Below are 15,484 nucleotides of genomic sequence, written 5' to 3'. Positions count from 1 at the left end.
GCAGGTGGGGTTCATGGATCGCATACTATTTAGTCGCCATTGGCGTCCATGTCCCTCACGATGGAAAAAGCCTCTACTCATTTAGACATACGCTAGAAACCACCCTATGTAACGCCAAGCGGGACGGAAAAGGACTTGATCAGTCGATAATCGATGCCATCACAGGGCATGCCCCTGAAACTATCGCTGGAAAGCACTATGACGGCGGTGCCACGATAGAGCAAATGCTTGGAGCGCTAATGCTCCTCCCAATCCCCATCGCAATGAAAAACATTACAAGCTACAAAATAAATTTTGAAGAACGTTTTGGCAGCACCCTAGTTAAAAGCATACTTACCCACAGAAAACGACACAACCGCTCATTCAAATGACGACGACTTTTATCAACCAATAAATCAGGGGCTAGAAAAAGCCCCTTACTTCAAACTAAGACCTTTCCTCCTGCCGTTTTATAATTCGCTCTGCGTGTCGATCATATGAGCCTGCAAGCTCCCGAAGTGATGCGGCAAACCGAGGATATCCTGCATTTTCCACCGCATTTGCTTTCTCGCGCCAATGGTTAGCCAACTCTCTCTCTGGACTACCAGTTGGGTCGACAAAATGAGCTCCTCTGGAATTAAAAACTTCCGTACAAAACCCACTTCTGATCGACTCTCCATCCCGAGAGTTCAAAACTTTAGCAACACTCTCTACTATCCAAAGCCCATTGGAGTCGGCGGGACAGTAAAACAACACCTCACCAAGCTTCACCAATGCCACTTCAAGATGGCCCGACTCAACACATTGCGCTTTAACACTACTAAACCAGCTATCAAACTCCGCTGTGGAAAAACTATTATCGACTTGCAAACCTGGAGGCCATTCCCATTCATGTAGAAGGCGCCACGCATTAGTCGCAATGGCTTTCGCCTGCTCCGTCGGTTCCTCGACATCGTTGTCCTGATCTTTTGTAGACCTATAAATAAGGCGAATCAACTCACAGAAAAAACTCGGTTGGGTAGCTAACTTTTCCTGAAGCAGCTTTGGCTTTGCCTCACTATAAGCACCAAGCATTGGCAGGTAAGCCCACTCAACACGAAACAGATCATCAGGGTCTGTTGCAGGGTCACTCTGCAACGCTTTGATAAGCTCTGCCACATTGTACGAATCCATACCACTTGATGAGTCTTCCTTGACTGCCCCAATGAGAGCTGCGGCTGTTCGTTTACTATCAAATGGAAGTTTCTTGTGAAGCCTGGCACTAAGGCACTCTACAGCTTGTTGAGGGCGAGACACTCTTAACAAATTATCAACAGCTACTAACAAATCACTTTCAGTCGGATAAGGATTTACGGGGACAGCCTGCCAATATTTATCTTTTTCCGCCCCTAGCCATTGATCTACTAGAATCCAAGTCGTCGACTCAAAGGGTAAATACATAAGAAACTGGCAAGATTGCTCAGTAGTCCAGGCTTTACGGTCGAGCCCCTCAATCCAGACTTGCTTACCTAAAAAGTTTTTACTCCAAATGTAGGCCCCAATAAATTTTTTATAGTTATCATTTTCGGTCGCTAGAAAAGCCGGGAGCAGTTCCGCATCCACTTCAGCACCAGCGACAACACCTAACGCCCAGCCAACCAAGTTAGGAGCTTCAATAGAGTCTAAAAACCTCACAACTCCTTCAACGCCATGCTCATCAAGTATTTCTTTTACTGCTTGTTTTCTTCGACCCTCAAGCTTTTTCCGCTGCCCCTCCCAATCACCTTTTTCTTCATAAAGATCAAAGTCTCTTGTACTAAAAAGTCGACGATACAAAACATCCTTACTAATTGGAGCAAGGTAACCTGCAACCTCATCGATTTTGGATACAACCTCTTCGTCCAAAGACCATTCCGCATCAGAAAAACGGCGATGCTTTGCCACAAATTCAGTTAATGTACTCCAGATTGTCAGACGTTCAGGTTCTGAAAGTCCCCGCACAGCATCTGAGGAGAGGTGAGCTAAAAAACGATCGAAAGACGGCTGTGGCAGGTTATCTAGGTTTTTCACTAGCTCCTTGATTCGCTCTAAATTACCGTAGGACATCTCGACCGCTATTTCTGCATACGCCGCAACTTGATCTCGATACTCTTGATTAGAAACTTTTGGCTCCCAATCGTCTGGAACCACTTCGAGCCATCTAGGCTTGTATGTACCAGTTGACGTCTGATGTTGATTTGGCAGTAAGCTTTTCAACACATTCCATGCAATATCTGGAAACTCTGCTTTTACCGCTTTGACTGAAACGATTCGTTTTTCAGCGCCAGCCATAGTTTGGGGAAACCAAGGTAAAATCATTGTTTTTAGAGAATTTACAGGTCTGTTACCGTGATTACCACCCGGGTCGATTGAGGCTAACTCAGCCAAAATTACAACCACGCGCATAAAATTCTCTTCGGACCATCCCAGAGCTTCCAAAGCCCAAAGAAGACCCGTCATGTAATTCCTGCCACTAAACCCTTCACTTCCTTCGGAGAACAGCTTCACAAATGGAGCCTGCGGACATTGCAAGGAACTTTCTACGCAATTCAGAAACTCATTTGGGGCAGCCTCAGCGATATTTGGCAGCAAATCATTTAAACTTCCCCACAGTCGCCAATCCGCCTGCTCTAATAGTTCATGAACAACGTTAACCGCAGTGTTCTCTGGCTTGTGCTGAGAGCAGTTGGTTAGAGCTGCACCATCCGCGCCCAAAAGCGCTAATGTTTCAGACATCCCCCGCCTTAAATCTGTCGAGTACCGCAGGGTCTTTCCAAACATGATTGCAGACGGACGATCTTCACTATCCAACTCAAATTGAGGATCAATCTCTGAAAGAACTTCTTTAAAGCTAACTCTTAGCTTTTCTAAATGAGTGTCAAAAACCCTACCACCTACGCTTTTCCAAAGCGCCTTCCGGTCCACAACCTCCCAGTGACCGTTGCGTATTTGTAAAGGGTTTTCTTGCTCTTGAACCAAGGATCTTAGGTTGGCAATCCAGATATTAAAATCCATCGACTAACCCCCGTACCATCTCAAGATCACACTCATTACTCTCATTCCATCCGCCAAGCAGAGCGGCCACAGTTAATGAGACCAGTTGCTCATGATCCTGTACGAGCGCAACAGGCTTTGGTGAACGCGGGACCGCCAATGACGGCGGTATTTCCTCAATTTTCCGCTGCCTGAATATCAACAGAAGATCTTCTGGCAAATTATCAACGAAGATAGTTCCGGCATTTTGGTTGGCCGACTGAACTTCGCCTACAAGCCTCGCCCAAGTAGATTCAACATTATCAGTTGAGTAAAGCCCTATTAGAGAGTGAAGTAGCGCAAGAGTAACTCCTGCTTTAATATCAAGGTCATAGCCCAGCAAATGAAAACGACAAAGAAACTCGAAAATCTCCTCCTGAGTTAAATCAACATCGTTATTAGCCGCCTTCAAATGCAACTTAAATGCTTGCAGCTTTGCTCTCTTCGTAGCGCTGCTAAAATGCGCCAACTCGACCTTTTCAAAAAACTCTTTAGAATTTTCTGCATGCCTCGCCCAGTCTAGGATTGTCCGGACGTCCCCAGTATCCGTAGCACTCAGCGGACCTGTAATAAGAGCTATAACGTCGCTGCGCTTATTGAAAAGCTCTTCATTATTGAAGTCACTCCATGCTGACTGAATCACCTCACCAAACACCGCATCCCCGTCTGTTATCGTGATGAAATGTTTTACTTGGCCAAGTAATTTGTGTCCGTCTGCACCATCGACCCCTTGAGTAAAAACGATCAAATCGTCGGTACTGTACCCAGAAAACTTCCCCTGGAGCTTAATTTTGCTGATTGGTCTGCAAGGTAAACAGGGCGCATACCCTCCAGTCAGCATTAGAGCCACAAAGGACGCCTGAACGTGCGACTCAAAATGGCCTCCGCCACCTCCAGTTGAGAACGGGTTACTAAGCTTCTTACCTTTGCTAGTCATACCCACCTCAAATTCAGGAGGGGCATGCACCTAACAGTACACAATCTAATTTCCTTAGAAACAGGCATAAAGCCTCCGTAGGACGGTTCCTTTAACCCCACCTTATCAGGCACTACTGTCCGATCACAAAATATGCGTAGAGGAATCATCAAACGACCGTTAAACGATACCACTCATCAACTCCCTCAAAGGCATCATCAAAATACCTTCACACGATTAATGATCCCCTGCTATTGTGATACTAGGTTTTATGATTCCACGAGGGAAACACCCATGTCTCGCACCTTCCTCTACGCCAGAGTATCCACTGCGAACCAGTTCACGGAAAACCAACTGCAAGAGGTCAAAGCAGCCGGATTCGATGTGAGCCCAAGCAGAGTCGTCGAGGAAACCGTTTCAGGTAGCGTGTCCGCAATAGAGCGTCCCGGCTTCCAGAAATTGCTTGACCGCATGGAGCCGTCAGACGTGTTGATAGTGACCAAACTTGACCACCTAGGGCGCAATGCCATGGACGTTCGAGTTACGGTTGAACAGCTCACTGCAAGCGGAATAAGAGTTCACTGCCTTGCTTTGGGGGGCGTAGACCTGACCTCAGCAGCTGGCAAGATGACAATGCAAGTTTTAGGGGCGGTTGCAGAGTTTGAACGTGACCTCCTAGTCGAGAGAACTCAAGCAGGCCTTAAACGTGCCAAAGCTGAGGGCAAGCGGCTTGGACGCCCTCAGGCAACAAAGACCACCGCAGAAGTGCAGCGATTTAAGGCGCAAGCCATGAGTCAGGCGGAAGTAGCGGCCAGGACTGGTCTAGGTATCGCCACAGTGAAGCGTCACTGGAACAAGGCCTAACCCAACTGGTCTTGCATGTCCTTCAGTCAAATGAGGCTTACAACATGCCCGGAAAGAAAGTTACGCCAGATCAAGGTGTCCAAGCCGCAGTTTTACGCGAAGCCGGATGGACAGTTTGCGCCATCGCCGAAAGACTTGAACTCAGCATTAGTACGGTCCAGCGCCTGCTCAAACGACACAGTGTAATCCCCGGCGCCTCAGCCAACGCGCTCATTGAAAAAGCACGAGATGAGATGTTGAACGCAGCATTCTCCCTGGATTCCGTGCGGCAGATAGCTGCCTCTCGTGTTCTAGACGACCTTGCCCTCACTCAAAAAATTCGGACAAAGCTAGCTGAGTCTTTGGACGCACTTGATCCAGCAGGACCTACCGCTTTTAGGTCGCTCGCGGCCAGTGCAACAACACTGAAGCTGACGCAAGACGTTGGGCGCCGTGCACTGCCTCTTGATAAGCTTGCGGAGTCGCAAGACATAGATGAGTTACCCGAACTGCACATCAGATTCATGACGGAAACCGATGTAGCCATCATGCGAGCCCAGCAGCGATTGGACGATGCTGAATTGGAGGGCGATGCCGAGGCGATCGCTGATGAGTTGGAAACAATCGCCTGGCTACAAGAACAGGATCTGGTTAAGCCACCAAGGGAAGGTGCCCGCGATTAACTTGACCTATCCTTGACTGGAACGTGACCTGTCCATTTGTCAAAGTCTTAGAACTGTGTAACGCAAGCCAAGCCCCCGGCGGCAACCAGTACAAGAGGAATTTGAAAATCTGGGCGATGAATGAGAGAGAATTGTGGTGGGTGAAGAAGAGCAGATCGCCAAATCAGTATCGCATCCCTCGCTTACCCCTGACCCGGTTGGAGGTAGCATTGGACCAGCAGCTTTGCAAAAGTCCGTAAAAAAACGTCCTCACAAAAAGACTGAAAGCCTAGTAACCACGGTGCGTTCAAAGGAATTTTCAATGCACAAGAGGAGTATATTAAGGACAGATATTCCTCATTTACCTGAGAAAAAACTCAAAGCGAACTCACTTCTAGTCCGACCTCCTCCCCTGCTAGAGAAACTGGGGGATTGGAGAGCACTGCACGAATTCGACAAGTTGGCCTCAGCAGCGGAGCCGCTTGAACGTATGGCTACCGCTAGAGGGTGGGATCTGCGGACCTTCACACTGATTCTCACTGAAACATTAAGCCGCCGGATTGATGGAGATGACGAGTCAGCCCTGGAGTACATCCGGGATCAAATGACCCGGCTTGTCTCCAAGTCTATCGGCCCAGGCGTGGAATTCCTGTATGGGGTGGAGAAAGCGCCAGCAGCTCTCTCCCAACCATCAAGTCGGAGACGCTGGCATCTGCATGGGTTGATGATTGGGCCCGCCGGGTTTTCTGCTCCAGGAAAGACGCCACTAAGAAAAAACCTACGATCTCTAAAAGGCGAGGCAGATGCAGACCTCATGTTCAAATCTCCGGGTAGAGATGCTGACTCAGACATCAGGCAGTCAGCGACGAAGTGGTGTTTCTACGCTTCGAAAAACGGCTTGTCTGTTCGCTATGATGCATCGCTATCTATGGAGTATGACTTGCCCAACGGAAAACAGACGTTCATGTCTGCTCAGCTGAAAAGGGAGGCTAAACGCTGGCACGAAGGGAAGCTTAATGGGCTGAAATTGTCTGAGCTGGTGGCAACAGCTCCTGTGGGGCTCTATGGACCGAGCGGCACCGTATAGGCAGCAGAGGATTCGGCTACCGATACGGGCACCCGAAAATCAATTGTTAACGGCTTTGGTGGTCATTGTGCAGTTGGAGGAAGCTTTGAACCACGGGTTGTCAGAATCACAAAACGCCAAAGGAGTCATTGGGGTTCCATTAACGGACCATCCACCTGAAGGACTCCTCTCACGAATGTCCTGAGGCTCCACCAGCCCCGAACATATCTTGTCGGATACCAGAGCGGCTCCTTCCCCACCAAATGCAGGCCGGGTGTACGTATCAGCGCTGTAGGCCCGGACCATCTCAATGACTACGCAGGCGCTATCTTTCTTCGGCCCAGTATTCATAAATTCACATTTGGCCTCCCCACTCATTTTTGTACTGCAATTCGCCTTCACCTCAGCGAAAGCGCCAGCGGAAACCGTCAAACAAACCGCAGCGATCAATATTTTGTTCGTCATGGATCACCCTGTTTCATGAACTAATGATTCACAGATACGGCTGAAGACGGCGTAGTCGACGTTTAGCAGCCGGCAGAATGCTAACTATAGTATGTCGAACCATAGTGTGCATCACGCCACATTTGGCGGATGAAAAATGAAGAAAGTCCTGTCCCCCTAATCCATACGTTTGCCACCAATCTGCGGCGCCTTCGTTTAGAACAGAAGCTTTCCCAGGAGGAGTTGGCCGAGCGTGCGGGCGTCCACCGAACTTACATCGGCATGCTTGAGAGGTCAGAGAAAAACGTCACGATTCACAACATTGAACGGATAGCACGAGCGCTCGGTGTGGCGCCGGCTACCTTGCTTCGACCAAGCTCTGATTGACCTTAACCTTTAGGTGGTTTTCGCGAATAGCCCCACGTTTGCAGGTTGGGCTCAGCGGGCAGCTGGTGCGTGATTCTGCGATCAATCCGAGGGGGTTCGTCATAGGATCATTCCTTTTGAGCATTTCCGCTCAGGTATTGCGCCAGACCAAATGCTCGATCTGATTTTGTATTCCATATCTGTACATACTCGGTGGCTCCTGCAATACGCCCCGCCTGGAATTGCTCGTCCCTCCAACTTGAGAGGCTGACATGGTATTGGATGACGCCAAATGCCTCGTCCCCGAAGACTCGGCCAAATCCCGTCTTGATGTGCGAGTCGTAATCGGATTGCTGTGGTGTCACCGTGGCATCAAGAGCTTCCAATGAGGCCTGCAACAGGCCGAAGCAGTAGCCTAGCGGCCACCGACTCTTCCCATCTTCGATGAATCGCTCGGACTCCTTTGCTCCGAGAAGCTGCATTGTCAAAAGGCGACACGCCTTATCCAAAGCGGTCATCCGGGCCTTCTTGTTTTTTAGTGGGTTACCGAATGACCACATGAGTCTTTCCCTTTCTATAGGAAATCATTCTTTTCTCTAATGCTCCTGACGCTCGCTGAGCAACCTTCTCGGTCTCCCTACAAAGTAGTGCCTGAAGCCCTAGGTCGCAAACGACTCTATAAACTGCCGTGCCACCCTCGCTCCTTCTGATTGAATCGCACCAGCAAGTTTTCTTCCCCGCTGCTGGGGGATGCGTTTCAGAGCTTCTGCTCGTTACTTGGCGGACGGCGGTTCAACTCCCTTTCAGGCATTTTTGTATGCGCCACCTTGTGGAATAGGGGGCGAGATCGTATGGTCAGAGCTCTACCATCAATCGACCCCACTAGAGTGTGACACCAACGGTGCGGACATCAGGGCTGAAGGCAAGGAATTCAGGGGTTTAAGTGAAACCACTCTGTAAGGTTTCCCATCCCCCCGGTTCCACCAAATACGCAAAACGAAAAAGGCATCTGGCGCTCTGCGCAGATGCCTTTTTTGTTGCCCGCACAGCTCTGCCTGATCCCGCCTGTCAACCATCGACACGTCGTGTACAAAACCTTGCTCATCCTATTGCCGCGACGGTCGATAACCCGCTGGAAGGACCGTCCTGATTCGCACCTTTGTCGACTCCGGGCGGGACCGCATCCACAACAGAACAGGAGCAGGCATGAAAGTCTGTATGACCCACCGCGAGACCTTCTACCACGTTCTCAAGGCAGTGTTTGATGCCTGCAACAAAAAGCCGGTCATCGCCGAGCTTGGTGTCCTGCGCGGGCAAAATGCGCTGAACCTCTATAACGCCCTCTCCCCTGAAAAGATGGTGTTGATCGACAGCTGGAGCCCCTCGGCCACCGAAGCCTACAGCCCGTTCGACCAACTGCCACCCTGGGTTGACGCCGTAGACAGCTATGCTTACTACTATGGTGGCTCGCTGTTTGACATGGCTACCTGGGACAACCTGTATGCCGAATGCCAAGGCAAGTTCGCCGACAAGGACAATGTCACCCTCATTCGCGCCGAGACGATCGACGCCATTGCTGAAATCCAGCCAAAAACCGGTATCGAGAAATTCGACCTGGTCTACATTGATGCCAACCATCAATACGAGTACATCCTGCGTGACATGATGTACTACCAGGACCTGCTCACCGACGATGGCTTCATGCTACTCAACGATTGCTGCCACAGCCTCCAGGGCACCAAGCAGAACCTGGGCGTGCTCGAAGCCCTGAGTAGCTTCCTCAAGCGTTCGGATTTCGTGCCTGTGGCGGTTACCAACACCGATTGGTCCGATGTCATCCTGGTCAGAAAGAATTCGATGATGCTGCAGCTTGTAGATATCGCCATCACCAACTCAGATATCCCGTTCGTCGAGATCCCGCACCAGTTGCTGTCCGCCGCACGGGTTGTTTACGGCAAGCAGCGCACCAACATCAGCTTTGCCTGACCCGGCGTGAATCAAGGACGAAAGCAATGCGCCCACTGATTGTTCTTACCTTGTTCCTGCTGTGTGGCGCAGTGCAGGCCGCGCCGCAGTGCGAGGACTTCCTAAACACATTGGGCGCGTATCCAAAGGCCATCAAATATCAGGGCTGTCATCAGGAAGTGGAGTTACAGACGGCGCCCTTGATCGCGACCTACAAGATCAAAGGCACCAAAGCCACAGTGGCTGAGGGCTATCTGCAGCAAACTTTCGGCATGCCTCGCCTGCGCTTCCTGTGCTGCATGTGGGACTCGCTACGCCACTTCCACCGCGAGCGGCAAAGTGGCATCGGCTACGAAATCCTTATGGTTTCCGAAGAGACACCAATCAACCAGCGCTCACAATGGGCACAGATCGAGTACTTCTACATCACCGTCAGCGTCAATACCCTCGAACCCTGATCAAGCGTCAGCCCTTGGCGTACTGCAGCAGCACCTCCAGCGGATGACGCAACTGGCGGTCAGCCATGCGCTTGACCTGACTGCGGCACGAATAACCGGTGGCCAACGCCTCCCCCTGTTTATCCAGCTTGCCAGCCCAGGATTGCTCGAAGATGGTCCGCGAGGTGTCCTGGTTGCGCGCTTCGTGGCCGTAGGTACCGGACATGCCGCAGCAGCCGGTGGCTTCGGTGACCAGTTTCAGCCCCAGGCGAGCAAATACCTGCTCCCACTGGCGGGTACTGGCCGGCACGTTGGTTTTCTCGGTGCAGTGGGCCAGCAGGCGGAAGGTTTCGCTGGCGCTCGCAACCTGTTCGGGCAGTGCATCGATCAACCATTCCTGCGGAAGCAGGACATTTGGACAATCGCTCAGGCCATCGACCTTCTGGTACTCCTGGCGGTACACCAGGGTCATTGCCGGGTCGAGCCCCACCAGCGGCACCCCGCAATCGGCCAGGGCCTTGAGCTGGGTTGCGTTGCGGATCGCCGCTTTGCCGAAGGCGCCGAGGAAGCCCTGGACATGCAAGGGTTTGCCGTTCGCGCTGTAGGGCGCGAGGAACACCTTATGGCCAAGGCGGTGAGCCAGTTCGATGAACGACGCCAGCAAGGGTGTCTCGAAGTAGCGGGTAAAAGCATCCTGAACCAGCACGATGCTGCGCTCACGCTGGGCCGGGGTCAGCTCGCGCAGCGTCGGCACACTGGCAGCGCGCACGTTGCAACGGCTCAGGGTGTTCTGCAGGTTGAAGCGGCTTATCAGCGGGCTGTCGAGCATGCCGACGTGGCGCTCAAGCAGGCGACCGACAAACTTCGAACCCATCACCGCGTTGTACAACCCTGGCGCATAGGCCATGTAGGGAATGCTGAATTCCAGCGAGCCGATCAGGTAGTCACGTAGCGGACGCTGGTAACGACCGTGGTACAGCTCCAGAAAGCGCGAGCGAAACTCGGGCACGTTGACCTTGATCGGGCACTGCCCTGCGCAGGATTTGCACGCCAGGCAGCCCGCCATGGCCTCGTAGACTTCGTGGGAAAAGTCAGCCTCACCACGCGAACGCGCCTGGTTGTTGCGCAAGCGTTTGGGCAACTCCTTGAGCCATGAGGTCTTGTTCTTTGCCGCCGCCAATACATCGATGCTGGCGGCCCCTTGCAAGCGCAGCCATTCACGGATCAGCGAGGCACGGCCCTTGGGCGAATGCTGGCGTTCGCGGGTGGCCTTCCACGACGGGCACATGGCGTCGTTGGGGTCGTAGTTGTAGCAGGCACCGTTGCCGTTGCAGTGCACGGCGCTGCCAAAACTCTGCCAGACCCGCTCATCGATCTGCCGGTCAAAATCGCCACGCATGGGGGCTTCGTTGACCTTGATCAGGCCCTGCTCGCTGTCGGGCGGCGTACAGATCTTGCCGGGGTTGAGCTGGTTGTAGGGGTCGAACGCGCCCTTGAGTGCCTGCAGCGCCGGGTACAGCTCACCAAAGAAATCCGGCACATATTCCGAACGCAGGCCCTTGCCGTGTTCGCCCCAGAGCAGGCCGCCGTAGCGATGGGTCAGCGCCGCCACGGCATCGGATATCGGCTTGACCAGCGCCGCCTGGGCCGGGTCTTTCATGTCCAGGGCCGGGCGCACATGGAGCACGCCGGCATCGACGTGGCCGAACATGCCATAGGCCAGTCCGTAGCCGTCAAGCAAGGCGCGAAAGTCGGTGATGTAGTCGGCCAGTTGTTCTGGCGGCACCGCAGTGTCTTCAACGAACGGCTGCGGGCGCACCTCACCTTCGACGTTGCCCAGCAGGCCCACCGAACGCTTGCGCATGGTGTAGACCCGGGTCACCGCCTCGGCGCCTTCGGCCAGGGTGTGACCCAGGCGTTCGACGGCGGTATCGGCCTGCAAGTGGGCGACGAAGGCCTGCACTCGCGCGTTAACTTCAGTAGGGTCATCGCCACAGAACTCCACCAGGTTGATGCCCAGGGTCGGGCGCTCGGCTTCGGCGGGGAAGTATTCGGCGACGCTGTGCCAGACGATGTCCTTCATCGCCAGCATCAGCACCTTGGAGTCCACCGTCTCGATCGACAACGGCTTGTGCGCCATCAGCGCATTGGCGTCACGCAGGGCGTCCATGAAGCTGCTGTAGCGCACATTGACCAGCACGGCGTATTTCGGGATCGGCAGCACATTGAGCTTGGCCTCGACCACGTAGCCCAGCGAGCCTTCGGCACCGCACAGCACGCTGTTGAGGTTGAAACGGCCCTGCTCGTCGCGCAGGTGCGCCAGGTCGTAGCCGGTCAGGCAGCGGTTGAGCTTGGGGAAGATGGTTTCGATCAGCTCGGCCTGGGTTTCCTGGATCTGCCGGGCCATGCGGTACACCTCGCCGCTGCGCCCTGGCTGGGCGCAGGCCTGCTCCAGCGCCTGGTCGTCGATCGGCAGGCTGTGCAAGCGCTCGCCGCCAAGCAGCACAGTGTGCAGCTCGAGCACGTGGTCGCGGGTCTTGCCGTAGGTGCAACTGCCCTGGCCGCTGGCATCAGTGTTGATCATGCCGCCAACGGTGGCGCGGTTGGAGGTCGACAGCTCCGGAGCAAAGAACAACCCGTGGGGCTTGAGCGCAGCGTTTAGCTGGTCTTTGACCACCCCGGCCTGGACCCGCACCCAACGCTCCTCGACGTTGATTTCGAGGATGTTGTTCATGTGCCGCGACAAGTCGACGACAACACCGTCGGTCAACGACTGGCCGTTGGTGCCGGTACCGCCGCCACGGGGGGTGAGCTTGATCTGGCGAAAACGCGGCTCGGCCATCAGCGCGGCAACCCGCGCGACGTCCTCGGCGTCCAGCGGGAACACCGCCGCTTGCGGCAAGCGCTGGTAGATCGAGTTGTCGGTTGCCAGCACCGTGCGCGTGGCGTAGTCGGCACTGAACTGGCCACGGAAACCGCTGGCGCGCAGGGCGACGAGAAAATCGGCGTAGTCGCCAGCAGGGGCGCTGGTCGGCAGTTGGGCGATCATCAAAGGATGGCCTCTTTAGTTTGGCTAATCACGGGAACATCGGAACACTTGCTGGCTGAGCATAATTAAGTCAGCCTCAAGAAACTGGTATGCCAATGATCCCGGAGCTTGCCACCGGGGACAACTGGATATTTCTGCCGCTATCAATGACTTTTACGAATGAATTACCGCCATCTCACACCGTCTATGTCATTGCTGCTGGCTTTCGAAGCCGCTGCCCGGCATGAAAGCTACACCCGCGCCGCCACCGAACTGTCGCTGACCCAGAGCGCGGTGAGCCGCCAGGTCCAGGCCCTTGAGCAGCAATTGGGCTTGACCCTGTTCCGCCGCGAAGGCCGTCAGGTACGCCTGACCGATGTTGGTCGGCTGTATCAGCGGGAGATGAGCGAAGCCCTGGGCAGGATCCGCAGCGCTACCCTGCAGGCCATGGCTTACCAGTCTGGCGAAGGCAGTTTGCGCCTGGCCACGCTGCCGACCTTCGGCTCCAAGTGGCTGCTGCCGCGCCTGCATGAGTTCTACAAGTTGCACCCCGGCATGCTGGTGCACATCAATTCACGTATCGAAGCCATCGACTTCGAGACCAGCGGCATCGACGCCGCCATTGTCGTTGGCAATGCCGATCTGCCGGGGCTGGTCTGTCATCGCCTGCACGCCGAAGAGTTAATGGTGATCCTGTCGCCGGACACCGCCGCCAGCCAGACCGACTGGTCGCCGACACAGCTGTGCGAGCAGTTGCTGCTCAATGTCGCCAATAACCCCAATGCCTGGGGCGAGTGGTTTTCCCATCACGGCCTGGCACACCGCAGCATGCGCCTGGGGCCGAGCTTCGAGCTGACGTCGCACTTGATCCAGGCGGTGCGCGCCGGCATCGGCATTGGCTTGGTGCCACGCATCCTGGTGGCCGACGAGTTGGCCAGCGGTGAGCTGGTCAGCATCGGCGCGCCCTTTGCCAGCCAACGCAGTTATTACCTGATCTACCCGCCACGCAACCAGTCACTGGCGTCGCTGACGGCGTTCCGCGGCTGGTTGCTGGGGCAGATCTGAAGCGCCGGCTCAGATGCTCAGGCAGATTTTGCCGAAGTGCTGGTTGCTTTCCTGGTAGCGGAAGGCTTCAACGATCTGCTCCAGGTCGAAGGTCTTGTCCACCACCGGACGCAGGCCATTGCCGTCGATGGCGCGGACCATGGCCTGCTGCTGGGCACGGCTGCCGACCAGCACGCCTTGCAGGCGAATCTGCCGCACCAGGGCCTGGACCAGCGGCAGGTTGCCCGCCACGCCAGTAAGGATGCCGATCAGCGACACATGCCCGCCGATACGCGCAGCAATCATCGACTGCTCAAGGGTCGCCGGGCCGCCCACTTCGATCACATGATCGACACCGCGATTGCCGGTGAGCTGGCGCACCTTCTCGCCCCAAGCCGGGGTCGTGCGGTAGTTGATCAAGTGGTCGGCGCCAAGGGCTTTGAGGCGTTCAAGCTTCTCGTCGCTGGAGGAGGTGGCGATCACCGTGGCACCTGCCAGCTTGGCGAACTGCAGGGCGAAAATCGACACGCCGCCAGTGCCTTGCACCAGCACGCTATCGCCAGGCTTGAGCGAGTCATCGGCCATCAATGCGCGCCAGGCGGTGAGGCCGGCAGTGGTCAGGGTCGCCGCTTCGGCATGGCTATAGCCCTTGGGCGCATGGGTGAAAGACGTCGCGCGGGCGGTGACCTGTTCGCGGGCGTAACCATCGATGCCATCACCTGGAACCGTGGCGAAGCCTTCGACCAGCGGCTGGCCGTCCAGCCAGTCGGGGAAGAAGGTGCTGACCACTGAATCACCCACGGCAAACTCGCTCACGCCAGCGCCGACTGCGGTGACCACACCGGCGCCATCGGCCATGGGAATGCGCGGCGCAGTGGGCCCCCACATACCGCTGACCACGGCGAAATCATGATAGTTGAGCGAGTTGGCATGCAGACGCACACTGATTTCACCGGCTTGCGGGGCGTCAGCCAGACGGATGCCGACCTGCACCTTGTCGTAACCACCGCCGGTCTGGACGATAATGGCCCTGCTGGTCATGTAAATCTCCTGAATCGATTCGACAGATAGCTGACCAGTCTTTGCCCGCCTCTGCCCCAGGTCAAGCGCAAGCGCTTGCATAGTGCGCCAGCAAACCACAATAATGCGACTAATTATCAATTACTCGATATTGCCCGACCATGCCCGCCCCCGATCATGCTGCCCTGCACGCGCTCTATAGCGAACATAACGGTTGGTTGAAAAACTGGCTGCGTGCCCGCCTGGGCAATGCCAGCGATGCCGCTGACCTGGCCCAGGACACCTTTATCCGGGTGTTGAATGCGCGCAATGCCGACACCATTCGCGAGCCGCGCAGCTACCTGGGCGCCATCGCCCATGCGTTGATGATCGACAAGTTCCGGCGCAAGGCACTTGAACAGGCTTATCTGGACGAACTGGCACTGCGCCCGGAGCGGCTCGCCGAATCGCCGGAAAGCCGTTTGCTGATCCTCGAAACCCTGCTGGCGGTGGACCAGATGCTCGATGGCCTGGGCGATCGCACCCGAAACATCTTCCTGGCCGTACAGCTCGAAGGCCTCAGCTATGTGGCCACCGCCGAACGCCTGGGGGTGTCGGTGACCACGGTGAAGAAGCACCTGATCCGCGCCATGACCCACTGCCTGCTGCTGACGGACGACTGAA

Annotated in this window: 14 protein-coding genes and 1 pseudogene; 9 read left to right on the top strand and 6 right to left on the bottom strand. The window is 54.9% G+C overall.

Annotated elements, in window-relative coordinates; genetic code table 11:
- A pseudogene (locus M5G17_RS17820) lies at nucleotides 1-371 on the top strand (site-specific integrase); the annotation flags it as partial.
- Nucleotides 372-426: 55 nt separating this feature from the next.
- Here M5G17_RS17820 and M5G17_RS17815 read toward each other — a convergent pair.
- Both M5G17_RS17815 and M5G17_RS17810 read right to left on the bottom strand, forming a co-directional pair.
- Nucleotides 427-3,012 (bottom strand): hypothetical protein, encoded by a 2,586-nt coding sequence (locus tag M5G17_RS17815; RefSeq protein ID WP_273894234.1) that lies wholly within the window; start codon nucleotides 3,010-3,012, stop codon nucleotides 427-429.
- Nucleotides 3,002-3,967 (bottom strand): hypothetical protein, encoded by a 966-nt coding sequence (locus tag M5G17_RS17810; RefSeq protein WP_273894233.1) that lies wholly within the window; start codon nucleotides 3,965-3,967, stop codon nucleotides 3,002-3,004. Before M5G17_RS17810 ends, M5G17_RS17815 begins: the two co-directional genes overlap by 11 nt.
- 273 nt (nucleotides 3,968-4,240) lie before the next feature.
- Here M5G17_RS17810 and M5G17_RS17805 point away from each other — a divergent pair, with 273 nt between their 5' ends.
- From M5G17_RS17805 to M5G17_RS17795, 3 genes are all read left to right on the top strand, one after another.
- Nucleotides 4,241-4,810 carry a recombinase family protein gene (locus tag M5G17_RS17805; protein ID WP_273894232.1) on the top strand — a complete coding sequence of 190 codons (570 nt, stop codon included), beginning with the start codon at nucleotides 4,241-4,243 and terminating at the stop codon, nucleotides 4,808-4,810.
- A 44-nt stretch (nucleotides 4,811-4,854) separates the two neighbouring features.
- Nucleotides 4,855-5,472: a helix-turn-helix domain-containing protein gene (locus M5G17_RS17800; protein ID WP_273894231.1), complete on the top strand. Its 618-nt coding sequence runs from the start codon at nucleotides 4,855-4,857 to the stop codon at nucleotides 5,470-5,472.
- A gap of 136 nt (nucleotides 5,473-5,608) precedes the next feature.
- The gene (locus tag M5G17_RS17795; RefSeq protein WP_273894230.1) at nucleotides 5,609-6,538 is read left to right on the top strand and encodes a hypothetical protein; all 930 of its coding nucleotides are present in this window, start codon (nucleotides 5,609-5,611) and stop codon (nucleotides 6,536-6,538) included.
- A 39-nt stretch (nucleotides 6,539-6,577) separates the two neighbouring features.
- Here M5G17_RS17795 and M5G17_RS17790 read toward each other — a convergent pair whose 3' ends face one another.
- Nucleotides 6,578-6,982, bottom strand: a complete 405-nt coding sequence (locus M5G17_RS17790) for a hypothetical protein (RefSeq protein ID WP_273894229.1) — start codon at nucleotides 6,980-6,982, stop codon at nucleotides 6,578-6,580.
- Nucleotides 6,983-7,111: 129 nt separating this feature from the next.
- Here M5G17_RS17790 and M5G17_RS17785 point away from each other — a divergent pair, with 129 nt between their 5' ends.
- Nucleotides 7,112-7,348 carry a helix-turn-helix domain-containing protein gene (locus M5G17_RS17785; RefSeq protein WP_273894228.1) on the top strand — a complete coding sequence of 79 codons (237 nt, stop codon included), beginning with the start codon at nucleotides 7,112-7,114 and terminating at the stop codon, nucleotides 7,346-7,348.
- Nucleotides 7,349-7,455: 107 nt separating this feature from the next.
- On the opposite strand, the gene M5G17_RS17780 is transcribed toward M5G17_RS17785, so the two are convergent.
- Nucleotides 7,456-7,887, bottom strand: a complete 432-nt coding sequence (locus tag M5G17_RS17780) for a hypothetical protein (RefSeq protein ID WP_273894227.1) — start codon at nucleotides 7,885-7,887, stop codon at nucleotides 7,456-7,458.
- A 646-nt stretch (nucleotides 7,888-8,533) separates the two neighbouring features.
- On the opposite strand from M5G17_RS17780, the gene M5G17_RS17775 reads away from it, so the two are divergent.
- Nucleotides 8,534-9,313, top strand: coding sequence for a class I SAM-dependent methyltransferase (locus tag M5G17_RS17775; protein ID WP_273894226.1), 780 nt, complete (start codon nucleotides 8,534-8,536; stop codon nucleotides 9,311-9,313).
- 26 nt (nucleotides 9,314-9,339) lie between these two features.
- Nucleotides 9,340-9,750, top strand: a complete 411-nt coding sequence (locus M5G17_RS17770; protein ID WP_273894225.1) for a DUF4952 domain-containing protein — start codon at nucleotides 9,340-9,342, stop codon at nucleotides 9,748-9,750.
- Between the two features lie 7 nt (nucleotides 9,751-9,757).
- On the opposite strand, the gene ydiJ is transcribed toward M5G17_RS17770, so the two are convergent.
- A complete protein-coding gene (gene ydiJ, locus M5G17_RS17765; protein WP_273894224.1) occupies nucleotides 9,758-12,778 on the bottom strand; it encodes a D-2-hydroxyglutarate dehydrogenase YdiJ in 3,021 nt (1,006 codons plus the stop codon).
- A gap of 159 nt (nucleotides 12,779-12,937) precedes the next feature.
- On the opposite strand from ydiJ, the gene M5G17_RS17760 reads away from it, so the two are divergent.
- Nucleotides 12,938-13,822, top strand: a complete 885-nt coding sequence (locus M5G17_RS17760) for a LysR substrate-binding domain-containing protein (protein ID WP_273894223.1) — start codon at nucleotides 12,938-12,940, stop codon at nucleotides 13,820-13,822.
- A 9-nt stretch (nucleotides 13,823-13,831) separates the two neighbouring features.
- Here M5G17_RS17760 and M5G17_RS17755 read toward each other — a convergent pair whose 3' ends face one another.
- Nucleotides 13,832-14,842 (bottom strand): zinc-dependent alcohol dehydrogenase family protein, encoded by a 1,011-nt coding sequence (locus tag M5G17_RS17755; RefSeq protein WP_273894222.1) that lies wholly within the window; start codon nucleotides 14,840-14,842, stop codon nucleotides 13,832-13,834.
- A gap of 140 nt (nucleotides 14,843-14,982) precedes the next feature.
- Between M5G17_RS17755 and M5G17_RS17750 the strand changes: the two genes are divergently transcribed.
- Nucleotides 14,983-15,483 (top strand): sigma-70 family RNA polymerase sigma factor, encoded by a 501-nt coding sequence (locus M5G17_RS17750; protein ID WP_273894221.1) that lies wholly within the window; start codon nucleotides 14,983-14,985, stop codon nucleotides 15,481-15,483.
- The last annotated feature ends 1 nt before the right edge of the window (nucleotide 15,484 follow it).

This window comes from Pseudomonas rubra (assembly GCF_028656935.1).
Taxonomy (GTDB): Bacteria; Pseudomonadota; Gammaproteobacteria; order Pseudomonadales; family Pseudomonadaceae; genus Aquipseudomonas; species Aquipseudomonas rubra.
The sequence above is the reverse complement of the archived record's forward strand: the minus strand, read 5'-3'. Positions and strand labels throughout refer to the sequence as shown.

Bases quoted from the DNA above. Each gene is read 5' to 3' on its own strand.
- M5G17_RS17760 (WP_273894223.1), top strand. From the start codon at position 12,938: ATGAATTACCGCCATCTCACACCGTCTATGTCATTGCTGCTGGCTTTC.
- ydiJ (WP_273894224.1), bottom strand. From the start codon at position 12,778: ATGATCGCCCAACTGCCGACCAGCGCCCCTGCTGGCGACTACGCCGAT.
- M5G17_RS17755 (WP_273894222.1), bottom strand. From the start codon at position 14,842: ATGACCAGCAGGGCCATTATCGTCCAGACCGGCGGTGGTTACGACAAG.
- M5G17_RS17805 (WP_273894232.1), top strand. From the start codon at position 4,241: ATGTCTCGCACCTTCCTCTACGCCAGAGTATCCACTGCGAACCAGTTC.
- M5G17_RS17785 (WP_273894228.1), top strand. From the start codon at position 7,112: ATGAAAAATGAAGAAAGTCCTGTCCCCCTAATCCATACGTTTGCCACC.
- M5G17_RS17775 (WP_273894226.1), top strand. From the start codon at position 8,534: ATGAAAGTCTGTATGACCCACCGCGAGACCTTCTACCACGTTCTCAAG.
- M5G17_RS17770 (WP_273894225.1), top strand. From the start codon at position 9,340: ATGCGCCCACTGATTGTTCTTACCTTGTTCCTGCTGTGTGGCGCAGTG.
- M5G17_RS17780 (WP_273894227.1), bottom strand. From the start codon at position 7,887: ATGTGGTCATTCGGTAACCCACTAAAAAACAAGAAGGCCCGGATGACC.
- M5G17_RS17810 (WP_273894233.1), bottom strand. From the start codon at position 3,967: ATGACTAGCAAAGGTAAGAAGCTTAGTAACCCGTTCTCAACTGGAGGT.
- M5G17_RS17750 (WP_273894221.1), top strand. From the start codon at position 14,983: ATGCCCGCCCCCGATCATGCTGCCCTGCACGCGCTCTATAGCGAACAT.
- M5G17_RS17815 (WP_273894234.1), bottom strand. From the start codon at position 3,012: ATGGATTTTAATATCTGGATTGCCAACCTAAGATCCTTGGTTCAAGAG.
- M5G17_RS17790 (WP_273894229.1), bottom strand. From the start codon at position 6,982: ATGACGAACAAAATATTGATCGCTGCGGTTTGTTTGACGGTTTCCGCT.
- M5G17_RS17800 (WP_273894231.1), top strand. From the start codon at position 4,855: ATGCCCGGAAAGAAAGTTACGCCAGATCAAGGTGTCCAAGCCGCAGTT.